At 56.7% G+C, this 17,848-nt stretch carries 14 protein-coding genes and 1 other annotated feature; of the genes, 7 read left to right on the forward strand and 7 right to left on the reverse strand.

Annotated features, from left to right (window positions below; all coding sequences use genetic code 11):
- Positions 1 to 176: 176 nt before the first annotated feature.
- Genes urtA through atzF form a run of 4 tightly spaced genes read right to left on the reverse strand, consistent with a single transcriptional unit; the run spans position 177 to position 7,603 of the window.
- Entirely contained in the window at positions 177 to 1,445 is a 1,269-nt protein-coding gene (gene urtA / locus AC6I8T_RS03235) for an urea ABC transporter substrate-binding protein (protein WP_021184799.1), read from the reverse strand.
- Between the two features lie 30 nt (positions 1,446 to 1,475).
- Complete coding sequence (locus tag AC6I8T_RS03240) at positions 1,476 to 2,177, reverse strand: GntR family transcriptional regulator (RefSeq protein ID WP_021184798.1); 702 nt, start codon at positions 2,175 to 2,177, stop codon at positions 1,476 to 1,478.
- A gap of 9 nt (positions 2,178 to 2,186) precedes the next feature.
- Positions 2,187 to 5,804, reverse strand: coding sequence for an urea carboxylase (gene uca, locus AC6I8T_RS03245; RefSeq protein WP_497833500.1), 3,618 nt, complete (start codon positions 5,802 to 5,804; stop codon positions 2,187 to 2,189).
- A gap of 2 nt (positions 5,805 to 5,806) precedes the next feature.
- Positions 5,807 to 7,603 (reverse strand): allophanate hydrolase, encoded by a 1,797-nt coding sequence (gene atzF, locus AC6I8T_RS03250; protein WP_497833501.1) that lies wholly within the window; start codon positions 7,601 to 7,603, stop codon positions 5,807 to 5,809.
- 259 nt (positions 7,604 to 7,862) lie between these two features.
- Between atzF and sltY the strand changes: the two genes are divergently transcribed.
- Both sltY and trpR read left to right on the forward strand, forming a co-directional pair.
- Complete coding sequence (sltY, locus tag AC6I8T_RS03255; protein ID WP_208725487.1) at positions 7,863 to 9,782, forward strand: murein transglycosylase; 1,920 nt, start codon at positions 7,863 to 7,865, stop codon at positions 9,780 to 9,782.
- Positions 9,783 to 9,826: 44 nt separating this feature from the next.
- Positions 9,827 to 10,135: a trp operon repressor gene (trpR, locus tag AC6I8T_RS03260; protein WP_013507794.1), complete on the forward strand. Its 309-nt coding sequence runs from the start codon at positions 9,827 to 9,829 to the stop codon at positions 10,133 to 10,135.
- Here the strand turns inward: trpR and yjjX are convergent, their stop codons facing one another.
- Positions 10,136 to 10,654 (reverse strand): inosine/xanthosine triphosphatase, encoded by a 519-nt coding sequence (gene yjjX / locus AC6I8T_RS03265; protein WP_021184794.1) that lies wholly within the window; start codon positions 10,652 to 10,654, stop codon positions 10,136 to 10,138.
- Positions 10,655 to 10,705: 51 nt separating this feature from the next.
- On the opposite strand from yjjX, the gene gpmB reads away from it, so the two are divergent.
- Entirely contained in the window at positions 10,706 to 11,353 is a 648-nt protein-coding gene (gene gpmB, locus AC6I8T_RS03270) for a 2,3-diphosphoglycerate-dependent phosphoglycerate mutase GpmB (RefSeq protein ID WP_208724757.1), read from the forward strand.
- Between the two features lie 42 nt (positions 11,354 to 11,395).
- On the opposite strand, the gene robA is transcribed toward gpmB, so the two are convergent.
- Positions 11,396 to 12,277, reverse strand: a complete 882-nt coding sequence (gene robA / locus AC6I8T_RS03275; RefSeq protein WP_208724758.1) for an MDR efflux pump AcrAB transcriptional activator RobA — start codon at positions 12,275 to 12,277, stop codon at positions 11,396 to 11,398.
- Between the two features lie 195 nt (positions 12,278 to 12,472).
- Here robA and creA point away from each other — a divergent pair, with 195 nt between their 5' ends.
- A complete protein-coding gene (gene creA, locus AC6I8T_RS03280; RefSeq protein ID WP_013507798.1) occupies positions 12,473 to 12,946 on the forward strand; it encodes a protein CreA in 474 nt (157 codons plus the stop codon).
- A 66-nt stretch (positions 12,947 to 13,012) separates the two neighbouring features.
- Here the strand turns inward: creA and arcA are convergent, their stop codons facing one another.
- Positions 13,013 to 13,729 (reverse strand): two-component system response regulator ArcA, encoded by a 717-nt coding sequence (gene arcA, locus AC6I8T_RS03285; protein WP_013507799.1) that lies wholly within the window; start codon positions 13,727 to 13,729, stop codon positions 13,013 to 13,015.
- A gap of 609 nt (positions 13,730 to 14,338) precedes the next feature.
- On the opposite strand from arcA, the gene AC6I8T_RS03290 reads away from it, so the two are divergent.
- The 3 genes from AC6I8T_RS03290 (at position 14,339) to thrA (ending at position 17,846) form a co-directional block, all read left to right on the forward strand.
- A complete protein-coding gene (locus tag AC6I8T_RS03290; protein WP_021184790.1) occupies positions 14,339 to 15,043 on the forward strand; it encodes a tRNA/rRNA methyltransferase in 705 nt (234 codons plus the stop codon).
- Positions 15,044 to 15,228: 185 nt separating this feature from the next.
- Positions 15,229 to 15,300 carry a thr operon leader peptide gene (thrL, locus tag AC6I8T_RS03295; protein ID WP_071783593.1) on the forward strand — a complete coding sequence of 24 codons (72 nt, stop codon included), beginning with the start codon at positions 15,229 to 15,231 and terminating at the stop codon, positions 15,298 to 15,300.
- Positions 15,236 to 15,357, forward strand: a sequence feature (Thr leader region). It overlaps the preceding gene by 65 nt.
- Positions 15,358 to 15,383: 26 nt before the next feature.
- A complete protein-coding gene (thrA, locus tag AC6I8T_RS03300) occupies positions 15,384 to 17,846 on the forward strand; it encodes a bifunctional aspartate kinase/homoserine dehydrogenase I (RefSeq protein WP_021184789.1) in 2,463 nt (820 codons plus the stop codon).
- The last annotated feature ends 2 nt before the right edge of the window (positions 17,847 to 17,848 follow it).

Genomic DNA, 17,848 nt, shown 5'->3' on the forward strand with positions numbered 1-17,848 from the left:
AAGGTGCGTGCTGTTACCCTCACCCCGGCCCTCTCCCATAAGGGAGAGGGAGGTGTGCTACATGCAAACGCTTGCTCGATCTGTCCCTCTCCCTAAGGGAGAGGGAGGTTTGTGAACTCGATCTGTCCCCTCTCCCGCTTGCGGGAGAGGGTTAGGGTGAGGGCCCAGGCCGCACCCTACTGCGTTGATTTCACCGGATAATCAGGCTTCTTATCGTTACCGGCGATATACGGGCTCCACGGCTGGGCGCGAACCGGTTTGTCGGTCTGCCACACCACGTTGAACTGACCGTTCTCTTCGACTTCACCGATCATCACCGGCTTATGCAGATGGTGGTTGGTTTTGTCCATGGTCAGGGTGAAACCGTCCGGCGCTTTAAAGGTTTGTCCGGCCATGGCGGCACGTACTTTATCCACATCGGTGGTACCGGCTTTCTCTACCGCCTGCGCCCACATATGGATGCCGACATAGGTCGCTTCCATCGGGTCGTTGGTCACTACGGTGTTGGCGTTCGGCAGGTTATGCGCTTTGGCATAGGCTTTGTAATCGGCGACAAACTTCGCGTTGGTCGGGTTATCGACTGACTCAAAGTAGTTCCACGCCGCTAACTGACCCACCAGCGGTTTGGTATCGATACCGCGCAGTTCTTCCTCGCCCACCGAGAAGGCGATCACCGGAATATCGGTGGCTTTGATGCCCTGGTTCGCCAGCTCTTTGTAGAACGGCACGTTGGAGTCGCCGTTGATGGTGGAGATCACCGCAGTTTTGCCACCCGCAGAGAATTTCTTAATGTTGGAGACGATGGTCTGGTAATCGCTGTAACCAAACGGCGTATACACTTCCTGGATATCTTTGTCCTGTACCCCTTTCGAATGCAGGAAGGCGCGCAGGATCTTGTTGGTGGTGCGCGGGTAGACGTAGTCGGTGCCCAGCAGGAAGAAGCGTTTAGCGCTGCCGCCGTCTTCGCTCATCAGATATTCCACCGCCGGAATCGCCTGTTGGTTCGGTGCCGCACCGGTGTAGAACACGTTCGGCGACATCTCTTCCCCTTCGTATTGCACCGGATAGAACAGCAGGCCGTTCAACTCTTCAAACACCGGCAGCACCGATTTACGCGATACCGAGGTCCAGCAGCCAAACACCACCGCGACTTTGTCCTGCGTCAGCAGCTGACGGGCTTTCTCGGCAAACAGCGGCCAGTTGGAGGCCGGGTCAACTACCACCGGTTCCAGCTTTTTGCCCAGCACGCCACCTTTGGCGTTAATTTCATCAATGGTCATCAGCGCAACATCTTTCAGCGGTGTCTCCGAAATGGCCATGGTGCCGGAGAGCGAGTGCATAATCCCCACTTTGATGGTATCGGCAGCCTGGGCACCAAAGGCAAAGCCCATGCTGACAACGGTAGCGGAGAGAGCGAAAGCCTTAAGCAACGAACGTCTTTTCATCGTTTAAACCCCTAAATGTGTAATGTGTTGTTATTCAATGGGTTGAAGCCGGGCCTGCTGTAACATGTGTAAAGTGATTTTTCTGACCTCTGCTTTGCTGACGGCGATATGGTCGGTCAGAATGCGCTGTGCCTCCTCGGTATGTTGCTGAAATATCGCCCGTAAAATCTGAGCGTGCTCGCGGTACGTGGCATCGACCCGGTCGTCGCGCGTGAAGTCGAGACGACGGATGATGCGAATTTTTTCGGTCAGTTCGGCGTGCACACGGGCCATTTCCCGGTTGCCAGTGGCGCTGACCAGCGCCATATGAAAGGCTTCGTCGTGCAGTGACACGGTTTTGCCATCTTCCAGACGCGGGTTATCGATCCAGAAAATTTTCAGCTCGGTCAGGGTTTCCGCGCACTGCAACGGCGGCAGCGAGCAGAGACGGCGCACCGCTTCGCGTTCCAGCACGGTGCGGAAATCGTATAGCTCCTCGAAGTATTCAAAGTTGAACGGCTTAACCTGCCAGCCGCTGCGGAACCACACCTCGACATAACCTTCCCGCTCCAGCCAGAAAAGCGCCTGACGCACCGGCGTGCGGCTGACCTCCATCCGTTCGGCGATTTCGCTTTCGCTAAAGCGGTCGCCGGGCATCAGGCGAAACTCGAAAATATCGTTCTTCAGCGCCTGGTAGACTTTCTCTGCCAGCGCTTCCGGACGGCCTTTGCTGCGTTGCGGGCTGGTACTCATGGGCATTCCTTATTCCAGCCACAGCAGGGTGTCGCCCGGACTCACCGGACGCCCCGCCTGGCAGGCGATACGTTTCACGCGACCCGCCTCGGGTGCGACAATAGCCAGCTCCATTTTCATCGCCTCGACGATGATCAGCGTCTGACCGGCGGCCACTTCATCACCCGGCTGCACCAGCACTTTCCAGATGTTGCCGTTCATATCGGCGCTCACCGCCAGTGCGGAGTCGTCCTCTTCCGCCACCACCAGCGTCTCTTCACTGGTCAGCGGTGCGTTCTGCTCCTCCTGCGCCCACAGCGTCACTTCCTGTTCAAAGGCGGCGGCCTGGCGGGCACGGAACTCAGCGATCGAGTCGGCGTGCTCAACCAGGAATTGCTGATGGGCGGCGAAGTCGAACAGCGTCTCCTCGATGCGGATACGTGCGCGACCTTCGCGGAAGTCGTCGCGTAACTGTGTCAGTTCTGCTTCGCTTACCGGGTAGAAACGCACCTGATCGAAGAAGTGCAGCAGCCAGGGTTCGTCGGCCGCGAACTGATCGTTTTTCAGGAATTTATTCCAGATGGGCAGCGTGCGGCCGACCAACTGGTAGCCACCGGGGGAGTCCATGCCGTAGATACACATGTACATGCCGCCAATGCCTACGGTGCCTTCAGCGGTGAAGGTACGCGCCGGGCTATATTTGGAACTCAGCAGGCGATGACGCGGATCGACCGGCACCGCGCAGGGCGCGCCGAGATAGACATCGCCCAGACCGAGGATCAGGTAGCTGGCATCGAAAATGGTATCGCGCACCGCTTCACGGCTCTCCAGGCCATTAATACGCTGAATAAAGTCGACGTTGTTCGGCAGCCACGGGGCAGTGGCGCGCACGGTTTCTTTGTAGCGTTCCACCGCGCCGAGCGTGGCGCTATCTTCAAATGCCATCGGCATCCAGACAATGCGCGACGGCACTTTCAACTGGCTGACATCACCCAGTCCGGCTTCCAGTTCCAGCAGCAACGCCATCAGTTGCGGCTGGCTGAGGATCAGGCTGTCGTAGCGCACCTGCAACGAACGCACGCCGGGTGACAACTCTTCCACACCAGGCACGGCGCGATCCCGCAGTGCTTGCATCAACAGATGCACGCGCAGGCGCAGCGCCAGATCCAGCACGTTGTCGCCGTACTCAATCAGCACGTATTTATCACCGGCCTGGCGATATACCACTGCCGGGGTGCTGGTGGTGGCGGGTAATGCCGCCAGCAGCGTCGCCGAGCCGATGTCGCTGGCCGCCAGTGACGGTACGTCAAACGCAGGTGCATGGGCAGAACGCAGGGTCGCGACGCTATGGGCCTGGGCTTTCTCCAGCGCCACCGCTTCGTCGGCGCTGATGGGGTGGAATCGGATACGATCACCCGGCTTCACCTGACCAACTTTCCACAGCTCGGCTTTGGCGATGGTGACCGGGCAGACGAAGCCGCCGAGGCTTGGGCCGTCATGGGTAAGGATCACCGGGAAGTCACCGGTGAAGTTCACCGCGCCGATGGCATATTCACAGTCGTGCACGTTGGAAGGATGCAACCCGGCTTCGCCACCGTTGGCACGCGTCCAGCTCGGTTTCGGACCTACCAGACGCACACCAAGACGGTTGGAGTTGTAATGTACCTGCCAGTCGCTGGCGAAGAATTCATCGATAGCGGCCTGGGTGAAGAAATCCGGTGCGCCGTGCGGTCCGTAGAGTACGCCGATACGCCATTCGCTGCCGTAGTGCGGCACCAGTGCGTGATCGAGCGCCTGGGGTTCGCTGACTGGCGCAGGCGTGGTGCAGGCCGCAAGCAGAGGTTGGGAGATCGGCAGCATATCGGCGACGCGTAGCGTACGTCCGGCATGGCCGCCAAACTGGCCGAGTGAGAAGGTTGAACGGCTGCCGAGATACTCCGGCACATCAAAACCGTTACGCACGGCCAGATAAGTGCGACAACCGCTGTGGGCGCGGCCCAGTGTCAGTGTCTGTCCTGCCGTGACCTTGACCGGTTGCCAGTAGCTAACCGGCTCACCGTCGAGATCGGCCGGGCAATCGGCACCGGTCAGGGCAATCAGCGCGTCGCTGTGAAAACGCAGCGTCGGGCCTTGCAGGGTGAATTCCAGACCGGCAGCGGCTTCGTGGTTGCCAACAATGCGGTTGGCAAGACGGAAGGCAAAATCATCCATCGGGCCAGATGGCGGCACGCCGATATCCCAATAGCCGAGGCGACCCGGAAAATCCTGAATGCTGCTGAAGGTGCCGGGTTGCAGCACTTCAATCACGCTGGCCGCCGGGGTGAAGCTGTCGAGGTAACGTGTCCAGACCTTGCCGCTGCGGAACGCCTCGGTGGCAACGATCTGACGCAGATAATCCAGGTTACTGGCGATACCGTGCAGTTGGGTGGCCCCCAGCGCTTGCTGCATTTTCGCCAGCGCGGCATCACGGGTGTCGGCATGGACGATCAGCTTGGCGACCATCGGATCGTAATACGCGGAGACTTCGGTGCCGGTATCGATCCAGCCATCAACGCGCACATCGTCCGGGAAGCTGACGCCGGTCAGCACGCCAGGGCTGGGCTGGAAGTTTTTCAGCGGATCTTCCGCGTACAGGCGCACTTCAATGGAGGCGCCTTGCGGTGCCTGCTGCATTCGCGCCCAGTCGAGGCTGTCGCCCGCCGCCACTTGCAACATGCACTCCACCAGATCAAGACCGGTGACGCACTCGGTGACCGGATGTTCTACCTGGAGGCGGGTGTTGACTTCGAGGAAATAGAACGCGTCCTGTTCGGCGTCGTAGATATATTCCACGGTGCCTGCGCTACGGTAGCTGACCAGCTCGCCGAGACGCACCGCTGAGGCCAGCAGCGCTTCACGCGTGGCCTGCGGTAGGTTTGGCGCTGGAGTTTCTTCCACCACTTTCTGATTACGACGTTGCAGCGAGCAGTCGCGTTCGCCCAGAGCAATTACTTTGCCGCTGCCGTCGCCAAAAATCTGTACTTCAACATGGCGGGCGCGATCGATGCAGCGCTCAAGAAACACGCCTGCGTCACTGAAAAATTGTTCGCCGAGACGACGCACGCTCTCCCAGGCGTTGCGCAGCGCATCGGCGTCGGCGCAACGCGTCAGGCCGATACCACCACCACCGGCGGTGCTTTTCAGCATCACCGGATAACCGATGCGATCGGCAGCGCTCAGGGCTTCTTCCAGCGAGGTCAGCAACGCGGTGCCCGGCGTCATCGGCACGCCAGCACTGGCTGCCAGTTCTCGGGCGCGGTGCTTGAGGCCAAACTCGCCAATCTGCTGCGCGGTTGGGCCAACAAAGGCGATACCGGCTTCTTCGCAGGCGGCGGCAAACGGCAGGCTCTCAGAAAGGAAACCGTAGCCCGGCCAGATGGCTTCTGCGCCGGTTTCTTTAGCGGCAGCAAGGATTTTTTCGATTCTCAGGTAGCTGTCGCTGGCTTTGTCGCCGCCAAGGGCAATCGCCACATCAGCCTCTTTCACATGGCGTGCGTTGCGGTCAGCGTCGGAATATACCGCCACACTTTTCACGCCAAGACGTTTCAGGGTGCGGATAGCGCGGCAGGCAATTTCGCCACGGTTAGCAATCAGAACGGTACTGAACATGATTATTTACTCCCCAGGGATGTCAGCCAGTTGCGCCAGCCGCCAAATTCGGTGATCTCCAGTGCCTGTTTCAGCACCATCGGTTCACAGATAAAACCTTTCACCACCCGGCCATCGGCCAGCGTCAGCGAGCCAATTCCCAGCGGCGGCGGGATTTCCGCCACAAACTCGCCAAAGCGTGCCAGCGGGATATCCCACAGCTCGACGGTGATCGCTGCCCCTTGTTCATCGCGCAGCAGGCCCGGTTTTTTGATCGGCCCATCCAGCAGCGCAAACAGGCGGTAATGGCTGGCGGTGGTGGTTTCCTCCACCAACACCGCCTGGCGGGTGGTGAGTTGGAAGTTGAGCGGCATACCGGTGAGGTGAGCACCCACGACTGCGACGCGCACATGATCGGCGGAAGGCGGCAGTGCGCGATGCTGCGTCGGCTGCGCTTTGCCGGTGGCACCGAGCGGCAATGCCAACTGCTGCTGCCAGCGCAGGCCGAATTCCACCAGGGCACGATCATGCCAGGCGGGGGCGATCAGGGTGATGCCCGCCGGCAGGCCATCGGCACGGAACGGTGCCGGTAGCGCCAGCGCGCTGAGGTCGGCCAGATTGGTGAAGTTGGTGTAGGTGCCGAACTGCGAGTTGTAGCGCACCGGCTCCTGCTTCATCTCTTCAATGGTGTGGATGGTGGGGGAGGTCGGCACCACCAGCGCATCGAACTGCGCCAGCGTTTGCTGAATTTGGCGCGTCAGTTCCGCGCGCAGATATTCGGCTTTGAAGGCATCGACCGCGCTGTAATCCAGACCGCTTTTCACGATGCCATAGACCACCGGGTCCATCTCTTCCGGGCGGTTGATCATCTCGCCCACCGCCACGGTGCGCTCCGTTACCCACGGGCCGTAGTACAGCTGCTCGGCCAGTTGCTGGAATGGGGTAAAGTCGATGGGGTGCAGCGTAGCACCGCTGGCGAGCAGGCGTTCCAGTGCACTGTCCCAGGCGGCTTCTGCTTGCTTGTCATCAAAGAATTCCGGGTTGGCCGGAATGGCAAAGTCGGGGTGTGCCTTGATGCTGGCGGGCGCAGTATGCGGATTGCTGCGCGAATAGGCATCGGCCGCGTCATAACCGCCAGCGGCGCTGGCGACGGCAAAGGCATCTTCCACCGTCAAGGCAAATACTGAAATGGTGTCGTTCAGGCGGCAGGCGGGCAGCAAACCACTGGCCGAGAACCAGCCTTTGGTCGGTTTCAGGCCCACCACATTATTGAAGCCAGCCGGTACGCGACCGGAACCGGCGGTATCGGTGCCGAGCGAGAAGCCTACCAGACCGCGTGCCAGTACCGACGCCGAGCCGGAACTGGAGCCGCCGCTGACGTAGTCGGCATTAAAGGTATTACGCACCGCACCATAAGGGGAACGGGTGCCGACCAGACCGGTGGCATATTGGTCGAGGTTGGTTTTGCCAATGACCACCGCGCCGGCGGCTTTCAGTTGGGCGACGACAAAGGCATCTGCGCTGGCGGTATAAGTCAGCGCCGGGCAAGCGGCGGTCGTCGGCCAGCCCGCGACATCGATATTGTCTTTGACGGCAAAAGGTACGCCAAACAACGGCAGTGCCGCCGGGTTGCGCAGATAGCTGGCTAACAGCGGTTCAATTTGTGCCTGAAGTTGTGCCGGGGTGGCGAGATACAACCACGCATTATCCTGGTTATCGATAGCTGCGAGGTGTGCTTCCAGCAGGGCGGTGATCTGCTGCGGTTCCTGTTGGTAACGCTGTTGCCAATCCTGAAGCGTGTAGCCAAAAGTCGATGCCATGAGTGAATTCCAACTGGTATACAAGATGGAATTCAACAGAGCAAAGGCCGTGCCATATTTGTAACAGAATGATTATGCGAAATTAGTTCCAGTACGATAAGTTTTTGTGATGAATAAGTGCACAATGGCGGCGCAGCATCTGGTCGATAGCGGTGCGTGATCGTAAATTTTATGAAGAACATGGCAAGAGCGTGTTGGCCTGGTTAGCATGAAGAAAGTCTGGCATGCAGCTGGATCGCAGCACAAAGAGGAGAGTGAAGTGGATAAGTGGCGTAACTGGATTATAGGGATCTGCCTGGTCAGTGCGGCCAGCAGCGTGTGGGCCGATTCGCTAGACCAGCAACGACAGCGTTATGCCCAGATAAAACAAGCCTGGGATAACAAGCAGATGGACACCGTGGCACAGTTGATGCCAACGCTACAGGATTACCCGCTCTATCCTTATCTGCAATACCGTATGCTGGCGCAGGATCTCGATCAGGAAACGCCGCTGGCGGTGAAGAATTTTATTCAACAATACCCGACGTTACCGCCTGCGCGTGCGCTCTCCACCCGTTTTGTCAATGTGCTGGCACACCGTCAGGCATGGCAGGAATTGCTGAATTTCAGCCCGGAAGCACCGCAACCGGTACAGGCGCGTTGTAACTGGTATTACGCCAAGTGGGCCACCGGCCAGCAGCAGGTGGCATTTGATGGCGCGAAAGATATCTGGCTGCGCGGGACATCGCTGCCTAATGATTGCGACCAGTTGTTCTCAGTGTGGCAATCTGCCGGGCAACTCTCGCCGATCACCATCCTTGAGCGTATTCGCCTGGCGATGAAAGAGGGTAACGATAGCCTGGTCAATTATCTGGCGAAGATGTTGCCAGCGGATTATCAAACTATCGCCACGGCAGTGATGACGTTGCAGCAGAACCCGCAAACCGTCACCAGCTTTGCCAGCAGCGTTGGGCCGACGGATTTTACCCGCCAGGCCACCAACTTTGCTTTCGCCCGTGTGGCACGGCAGGACGCAGAAAATGCGCGCCTGATGATTCCGGGACTGGTGCAGTCGCAGAAGATGGGACCGGCAGATGAGCAGGCGCTGAAAGAGATCGTCGCGTGGCGTCTCATGGGCAACGATGTGACTTCTGAGCAGGCGCGCTGGCGCGATAACGTGGTGATGAACAGCGAATCCACCACGTTGATTGAGCGCCGGGTGCGACTGGCGCTGGGTAATAACGACCGGCGTGGACTGAATACCTGGATTGCTCGCCTGCCGGTAGAGGCCAAAGAGAAAGATGAGTGGCAATACTGGCAGGCCGATCTGCTGATTGAGCAGGGACGTAAAGATGAAGCCGACGAAATCCTGCGCAAGTTGATGCAGGGACGGGGTTTCTATCCGATGGTGGCGGCCCAGCGGTTGGGCGTCGACTACCCGTTGCAGGTGAATCCGGCTCCGGCACCGGAGAGCAATCTGGTGCAGGGGGCGGAGCTGGCACGGGTGCGCGAGCTGATGTACTGGGGGCTGGATAACCTGGCGCGCAGCGAATGGGCTAACCTGATTTCCAGCAAAACCCGTGAGCAGCAGCAGATGCTGGCGCGCTACGCCAATGAGCAGGACTGGTGGGATCTGAGCGTGCAGGCCACCATTACCGCCAAAATGTGGGACAGCCTGAAAGAACGCTTCCCGCTGGCATGGCGCAATCTGTATCAGCAATACACCAGCGGCAAAGCGATTCCGCAAAGTTATGCCATGGCGATTTCGCGTCAGGAGAGTGCGTGGAACCCGAAAGCGCGTTCGCCGGTGGGGGCCAGTGGGCTGATGCAGGTGATGCCCGCGACCGCCACGCATACCGTGAAGATGTATAACATTCCCGGTTATGTGAACAGCGGCCAATTGCTTGATCCACAAACCAATATCCAGATTGGTACGCAATATCTGGATTATGTCTATCAGCAGTTTGAGCAGAACCGTATCTTTGCCTCGGCAGCTTACAACGCCGGACCGTCGCGAGTGCGTAGCTGGCTGAACAACAGTGGTGGGCGTCTGGATGCGGTGGCGTTTATTGAAACCATTCCCTTCTCGGAAACCCGTGGCTACGTGAAGAACGTGCTGGCGTATGATGCCTACTATCGTTACTTCATGGGACAACCCGATAAGATTCTGGCAGATAGCGAGTGGAATCGCCGCTACTGACTGTGCTATGCTTCCGTACTCGTTAATGAGTACGGAAGCCCTTCATGAGCCAACCCCTTTCTTCCCAGCCTGTTGAAGATAACTGGCTGCGTTTTGTTGACCTGATGCAAAATGCCTTCGCCGATGGCGTCGCCTTACCGTTGCTGCAATTGATGATGACCCCGGATGAGCGGGAATCTTTTGGCACGCGTCTGCGCATCATTGAAGAGTTGATGAACGGAGAGATGAGCCAGCGTGAGCTGAAGAATGAGCTGGGCGTTGGCATTGCCACCATCACCCGTGGCTCCAACAGCCTGAAAGAAGCTCCGCCGGAGCTGAAACGTTGGCTGGAAGCGCGTCTGGGACGCGCCTGATCACTGCTGGTACAACGGATGGGTGAACGGGCAAAGCGCCAGAATCAGCGCCTGATGGTAGACGCTGGAACGCGTCAGCAGCCCGTGGGTAAAGGCACCAATCGCCCCGCCTTTCTGTTTGATATTTTCCACGCCGGTTAAGCGCGCCATTTCATCACCCAGCTCATGACCGGCGCTCAAACCTGCCATCACTACTGCTGGCAGCGTAAAGCTGGCGGAGCGTGATTCACCGCGCTGCTGCGCATTTTCCACCACCATCCACGCGAAGGCGCTGTCGCCTTCAATTCCGGCTTCAATGGCCACCCAAAAGTCCGCATCCGCTTTTTTGGCGCGTGCGTTGGCAACACGCTGACGTGCGCCAGTTCGCGTTTCGACATCCGTCAGCGGCTGGGCTGCAACGCCGCTCTCGACCTCGACCCCTTCAATATGGCAGGATCCTTCGCCGAAAACGTCGTTGAACGCTTGTGCAATCGCGCGGATTTTTGCCGGATTGATGGTGGCTGCGACAACATGGTACATAATTGTTTGAACCCTCAAGGCAAATTTGTCGCAGTATAACGGAAATTAAGCATGCTACAGGTCTATCTTGTTCGTCACGGTGAAACGGTTTGGAATGCGGCCCGACGCATTCAGGGGCAGTCCGACAGTCCGCTGACGGAAAAAGGTGAGCAACAAGCCCATCAGGTGGGTGAGCGCGTTAAATCGCTGGGGATTACCCATGTGATTGCCAGCGATTTAGGACGTACTCGTCGCACTGCGGAAATTATCGCGGATGCCTGCGGTTGTGGGGTAACGCTTGATGCGCGCCTGCGCGAACTCAATATGGGGGTGCTGGAACAGCGCCCAATCGAAGGGTTGACGGCGGAAGAAGAGAGCTGGCGGAAAACTCTGGTGGATGGCACCGAAAACGGTCGCATTCCTGGCGGTGAGTCGATGGCGGAGATGGCGGCGCGGATGCACGCGGCGTTAAATGATTGTCTCGGATTACCGGCAGGCAGTCGTCCGCTGATTGTCAGCCACGGTATGGCACTTGGCGTGCTGGTCAGTACCATTCTTGGTTTACCGGCACATGCCGAACGCCGTTTGCGTCTGCGTAACTGCTCCATCTCTCGCGTTGACCATCAGCAGAGCGCCTGGCTGGCAGCAGGTTGGGTGGTGGAGACGGCCGGGGATGTGTCACATCTTGATGCACCAGCGCTGGATGAATTGCAACGCTGAAGCGCAATATGAAAATGCCGTCATGACGACGGCATTTTGCTGTTAGCGTTCCTGCATCGGACGGATCGGAATCAGATACTCGCAGCGAATCTCGGTAGGTGGCTCACTACGCTTCTTGCCACCGTGGGTGAAGAAACGTTCGATATCTTGCCCCTGACGACGTACCAGGCCCAGCGTGGGCATGCAAGTCCCGTACAGCAGCAGAATAAATTCCTGCAACGCGGTACGCGGTCCGTTATAGGTGAACTGCACATAATCACCCGCTTCCAGAATCACACTCTGATTGGATTGCATGCTTTTTGCCAGTTGATCGGCAGGCACCGCGGTGGTGTAGAGAATCTCCTGCTCATCATCCTTTTCATGGCTGGCGCGTACCTGATGCAAGCCATACAGCACCGGCGGCACGGTATCGGTTTCCAGCAGGAACTGTTTCCAGAAATGCACACGCATTTCGTCGCGATAGCTGGAGATCTGCTCCAGCGTGCAGCTGTAGCTTTGGGTTTGACCCACCAACACCGTTTCCGGCAGCGTGACAAACTGCGGCTCAGGCATGTGGTTATCTTCCAGACGAATCGGCGGGCGGATACCGAAGGAGTTCCAGTCTGACGAACGACGATACCAGGCGGGCGTCTGATTAAACTGCTTTTTGAACGCACGGGTAAAGGTCTGCTGGGAATCGAAACGGTATTGCAGGGCGATGTCGAGTATCGGGCGGCTGGTGAGGCGTAACGCCACCGCGGCCTTAGACAGCCGGCGAGCGCGGATATAAGCGCCGATCGCGTGGCCTGTCACGTCCTTAAACATGCGCTGCAGATGCCATTTGGAATAGCCCGCTTTCAGGGCGACATTATCCAGTGAAAGGGGTTGATCCAGATGGCTCTCCAGCCAGACAAGCAAATCGCGAATGATACCGGCTTGGTCCATAAAACATCCTCATAACTCTCTGGTGGCGCAACTTATGAAGTCGTCGAATAATAGCACGAAATGCAAAAAGGCGAGAGGGCGGTTTTGTAAGTCGACTGTGCTACATCAATGCGGGTTGTTACCCATTTGGTTTGGTTCTGTTATCGATTGCCAGTACATTACATTCTCATCTATTCCGTTTGCAATGGTAACTCCATGACAATAGCTCGCCTTCTTATAGTCACCCTGGCAACATATGCCTTCGCGGGATCCCTCCAGGCAGAGGAGATCGGCTCAGTTGACACGGTTTTCAAGATGTTTGGCCCCGATCATAAGATCGTGGTGGAAGCCTTTGATGACCCCGATGTAAAAAATGTAACCTGTTATATCAGCCGGGCGAAAACCGGTGGGATCAAAGGCGGATTAGGTCTGGCCGAGGACACTTCCGATGCGGCGATTTCCTGCCAGCAGGTAGGGCCGGTTACGCTGAGCGATAAAATTGCGCAAGGTAAAGCGCAGGGGGATGTGGTGTTCCAGAAGCGCACATCGCTGGTTTTTAAGAAGCTACAGGTTGTACGCTTTTATGATCAAAAGCGCAACGCGCTGGTCTACCTGGCCTACTCAGATAAAGTGGTGGAAGGCTCGCCAAAAAACGCGCTGAGCGCTGTGCCGATTATGCCCTGGCATTAACAACAGGCTGGCACCTATTCGTAGCGGCGCGATTTATCGCGCCGCTACAGAACAGATATGTGCAGATTAGTCCTGCAACTCACCGCAGAAGCGATAACCTTCGCCATGAATGGTGGCGATGATTTCTGGGGTATCCGGCGTAGATTCGAAATGCTTACGGATACGGCGGATGGTGACATCCACGGTGCGGTCATGCGGCTTCAGCTCGCGACCGGTCATCTTTTTCAGCAGGTCAGCACGGGTCTGAATTTTGCCTGGGTTTTCGCAGAAGTGCAGCATGGCGCGGAATTCACTGCGCGGCAGCTTGTACTGCTCGCCGTTCGGGCTGATCAGTGAGCGGCTGTTGATATCCAGCTCCCAACCGTTGAAACGATAGCTTTCCACCTGACGACGCTCCTCATTGGGCATCGCCAGATTCATGGTACGCGACAACAGGTTACGCGCACGGATGGTCAGCTCACGCGGATTAAATGGCTTGGTGATGTAATCATCCGCGCCAATTTCCAGACCAAGGATTTTGTCCACTTCATTATCACGGCCGGTGAGGAACATCAGCGCTACGTTCGCCTGCTCACGCAGTTCACGCGCCAGCAACAAGCCGTTTTTGCCCGGCAGGTTGATGTCCATAATCACCAGATTGACGTCGTTTTCCGTCAGAACCTGATGCATTTCGGCGCCGTCGGTGGCTTCATAGACCATGTAACCTTCAGCCTCAAAAATGCTTTTGAGGGTGTTACGCGTGACCAGTTCGTCTTCAACGATAAGAATGTGCGGGGTCTGCATGTTTCGCTACCTAAAATTTGCCAACAAATCGAAAACAGGGCGTACGGCGGTTGCACTTACTGTTAATCGTAACAGCATGCCGTTCGCAACCGGTGTACGAAATAATCTTCGGAATACACCATCCATCTACGTCAACTTCAGTGTTAGCTCAGCCAGTCAGGATGAATATTTGCGTGCCCCGTGGGTATCGGACTGGCGCTTATCCTAACCGTATTAACAGCAACCTAACAGCACCAACAACAACCGATAAGCATAAAAACAACGCTTCGTTGACTTATATCAAATGCAAGTGTAGCACGTTAACACTTTTATGAAAAACTTCTCCAGGAATGCCAGCTTAGCTCACAAAAAGCAGCATTTTTGCTACATTCCGGCTGCATAATAGCAAAACAAAAACTTGCCGGAAATTATATTTCAATAAGATGATATCTAATGCTTTTATAATAAAATGGCACGGAAATTTAGCTTTAATACGTTAATTTATGCTACCTCGCGGTTTTATTCTGTTTTAACATCCTTAACATCTTATTTTCTTATATCCGCATGGTTGGTATTTTCCGGTGTGCATGCCAACATACGCTGAGTTGTTAACAGTTCGATGGAAAAATCATGCATTTCCCCCTCATTCTTGTCTCTCCCGCCCGACCAGAAAATATCGGTGCCGCCGCCCGTGCCATGAAAACCATGGGTTTTAGCGAGTTGCGTATTGTCGCCAGCGATGCCTGGCAGGATCCGGCGGCCCGACGCGTGGCGCACGGCGCAGGCGAAATCCTTGATAGCGTAAAAACTTATGACACGCTTAGTGACGCACTTCAGGACGTGGACTTCTCTGTCGCGACCACGGCGCGCAGCCGGGCGAAGTTCCGTTACTACGCCACACCCGCACAAGTGGAAACCATTTTGCAGGAGAAACGCCAGTGGCTGAGCCGGATAGCGCTGGTGTTTGGCCGCGAGGATAGCGGATTGACCAATGAGGAGCTGGAACAGGTAGACCTGCTCACCGGCATTCCGATGGCAAACGACTATCCCTCGCTCAATCTCGGTCAGGCAGTGATGGTGTATTGCTACCAACTTTCTGCGCTGAATCAGGTGGCGGCCCAGCCCGCAGCGATGGCGGATGCGCAGCAGTTGCAGGCGTTGCGGGTGCGTTTCCAGCAATTGTTGGTTCGTCTGGCAGTGGACGACGATGCCAAGATGGTGGACTGGATCGATCAACGTATCGGTTTGCTGGAACAACGTGACAGCGCCATGCTGCACCGTCTGCTGCACGACGTAGAAAAAAAACTTATAGATAATAACTCGGGTAAATCCTGACTTTGCAGTGACAGATCGGGGGTTGTGGCTATTTGCTGAACGATCCCGATGGCATTTTCCGGGCAAAGCGCAGCACTGCGTAGTGGCGAAAAATCCGGCTTAGGACAAATTCGTTGACTTAACGTGCGCTTTGCTTTAATTCTGGAAGGCAGACGGACAATCAAGACAGACAGAAAAAAATCTCAATGCGTACAAACAGCCTGAACACCACCATTATTATTACCACCACCATTACCACAGGTAACGGTGCGGGCTGACGCATACAGGAAAAACAAAAAAGAAGCCCGCACCTAACCAGTGCGGGCTTTTTTTTCGGCATAAATTCAGGAGAGCTTTAACCATGCGAGTGCTGAAATTCGGCGGGACCTCGGTAGCCAATGCGGAACGTTTTCTCCGCGTGGCAGACATTCTGGAAAGCAATGCGCAACAGGGACAGGTTGCAACCGTACTCTCTGCGCCAGCGAAAATTACCAATCATCTGGTGGCGATGATTGAGAAAACCATTAGCGGGCAGGATGCGTTGCCGAATATCAGCGATGCCGAACGTATTTTTGCCGAGCTGTTGCAGGGGTTGGCCGATGCACAGCCGGGCTTCGATTATGATGGATTGAAGACTCGCGTTGACCTCGAATTTGCTCAACTTAAGCAGGTGCTGCATGGCATCAGCCTGCTGGGACAGTGCCCGGATGCGGTCAATGCTGCCATCATCTGCCGGGGTGAGAAGCTGTCCATCGCCATTATGGAAGCGCTGCTCCAGGCGCGCGGCTACAAAGTGACGGTCATCGACCCGGTGGAAAAACTGCTGGCCGTCGGCCACTACCTTGAATCTACCGTGGATATCAATGAATCCACCCGCCGTATCGCCGCCAGCCAGATCCCTGCCGATCATATGATCCTGATGGCCGGTTTCACCGCCGGAAACGAGCGTGGCGAACTGGTGGTGCTGGGCCGTAACGGTTCTGACTATTCGGCAGCGGTACTGGCGGCCTGTCTGCGTGCTGACTGTTGTGAAATCTGGACTGACGTCGATGGCGTCTATACCTGTGACCCGCGTCAGGTGCCGGATGCGCGCCTGCTGAAGTCCATGTCCTATCAGGAGGCAATGGAGCTGTCGTACTTTGGTGCCAAAGTGCTGCACCCCCGCACCATCGCCCCGATTGCCCAGTTCCAGATTCCCTGCCTGATTAAAAACACCGCTAACCCGCAAGCACCCGGCACCTTAATTGGTGGCGAAGGTGAGCATGATGAAAACCCGGTAAAAGGCATCACTAATCTCAACAACATGGCGATGTTTAACGTCTCCGGACCGGGGATGAAAGGCATGGTTGGCATGGCGGCACGCGTGTTTGCTGCGATGTCGCGCACCGGTATCTCGGTGGTGTTGATTACCCAATCCTCTTCCGAGTACAGCATCAGCTTCTGCGTGCCGCAGAACGAGCTGGCGCGCGCGCGCCGCGTGCTGGAAGATGAATTCTACCTCGAATTGAAAGACGGCTTGCTGGACCCGCTGGAAGTGGTCGAGCAACTGGCGATTATCTCGGTGGTCGGTGACGGCATGCGTACCCTGCGTGGCATCTCTGCCAAGTTCTTCTCCGCGCTGGCGCGAGCCAATATCAATATCGTGGCCATTGCCCAGGGTTCCTCGGAGCGTTCCATCTCTGCCGTGGTGAGCAACGATGAAGTCACTACTGGCGTGCGTGTGGTGCACCAGATGCTGTTTGCCACCGATCAGGTGATTGAAGTGTTCGTGGTCGGTGTCGGCGGCGTCGGCGCGGCGTTGCTGGAGCAGCTACATCGTCAGCAGGCGTGGCTGAAGCAAAAGCATATCGATTTGCGGGTGTGTGGCATCGCTAACTCGCGCGCGTTGCTGACCAACGTGCACGGCATCGATCTCAGTAACTGGAAAGGGGCGCTGGCGGAAGCCAAAGAACCGTTCAATCTTGGTCGTCTGATCCGTCTGGTGAAAGAGTATCACCTGCTGAACCCGGTGATTGTCGATTGTACTTCGAGCCAGGCGGTGGCCGATCAGTACGCGGATTTCCTCGCGGATGGTTTCCATGTCGTGACGCCGAACAAAAAGGCCAACACCTCTTCATGGAATTATTACCAGCAGATGCGTGCGGCAGCGGAGAAATCGCGCCGTAAGTTCCTGTATGACACCAACGTGGGAGCGGGTTTGCCGGTGATCGAGAACCTGCAAAATCTGCTGAATGCCGGTGATGAGCTGATCAAATTCTCCGGTATTCTTTCCGGCTCGCTGTCGTTTATTTTCGGCAAGCTGGATGAGGGCGTTTCCCTGTCTGAAGCGACCAAAATGGCGCGAGACATGGGCTTCACCGAACCGGATCCGCGTGATGACCTGTCGGGCACCGATGTGGCGCGTAAGCTGCTGATTCTGGCGCGTGAAGCGGGACATCAACTGGAGCTGAGCGATATCGAGATCGAACCGCTGCTGCCTGCCAGTCTGACGGAGATTGCTGACGTTGAGCAATTCATGCAGCGTTTGCCGGAACTGGACAACGCCTTTGCGGCGCGCGTTGCCAAAGCGCGTGATGAAGGTAAAGTGTTACGCTTCGTCGGTGCCATCGAAGAGGGTGGTGCTTGCAAAGTGAAAATTGATGCAGTGGACAGTAACGATCCGCTGTTTAAAGTCAAAAATGGCGAAAACGCCCTGGCGTTCTATAGCCGTTATTATCAGCCGATCCCGCTGGTTCTGCGTGGATACGGTGCCGGGAATGATGTGACCGCAGCCGGTGTGTTTGCCGATCTGCTGCGCACGCTGTCGTGGAAGTTGGGAGTTTGATG

Source organism: Pantoea sp. X-Soil-OKNW-556 (assembly GCF_059730695.1).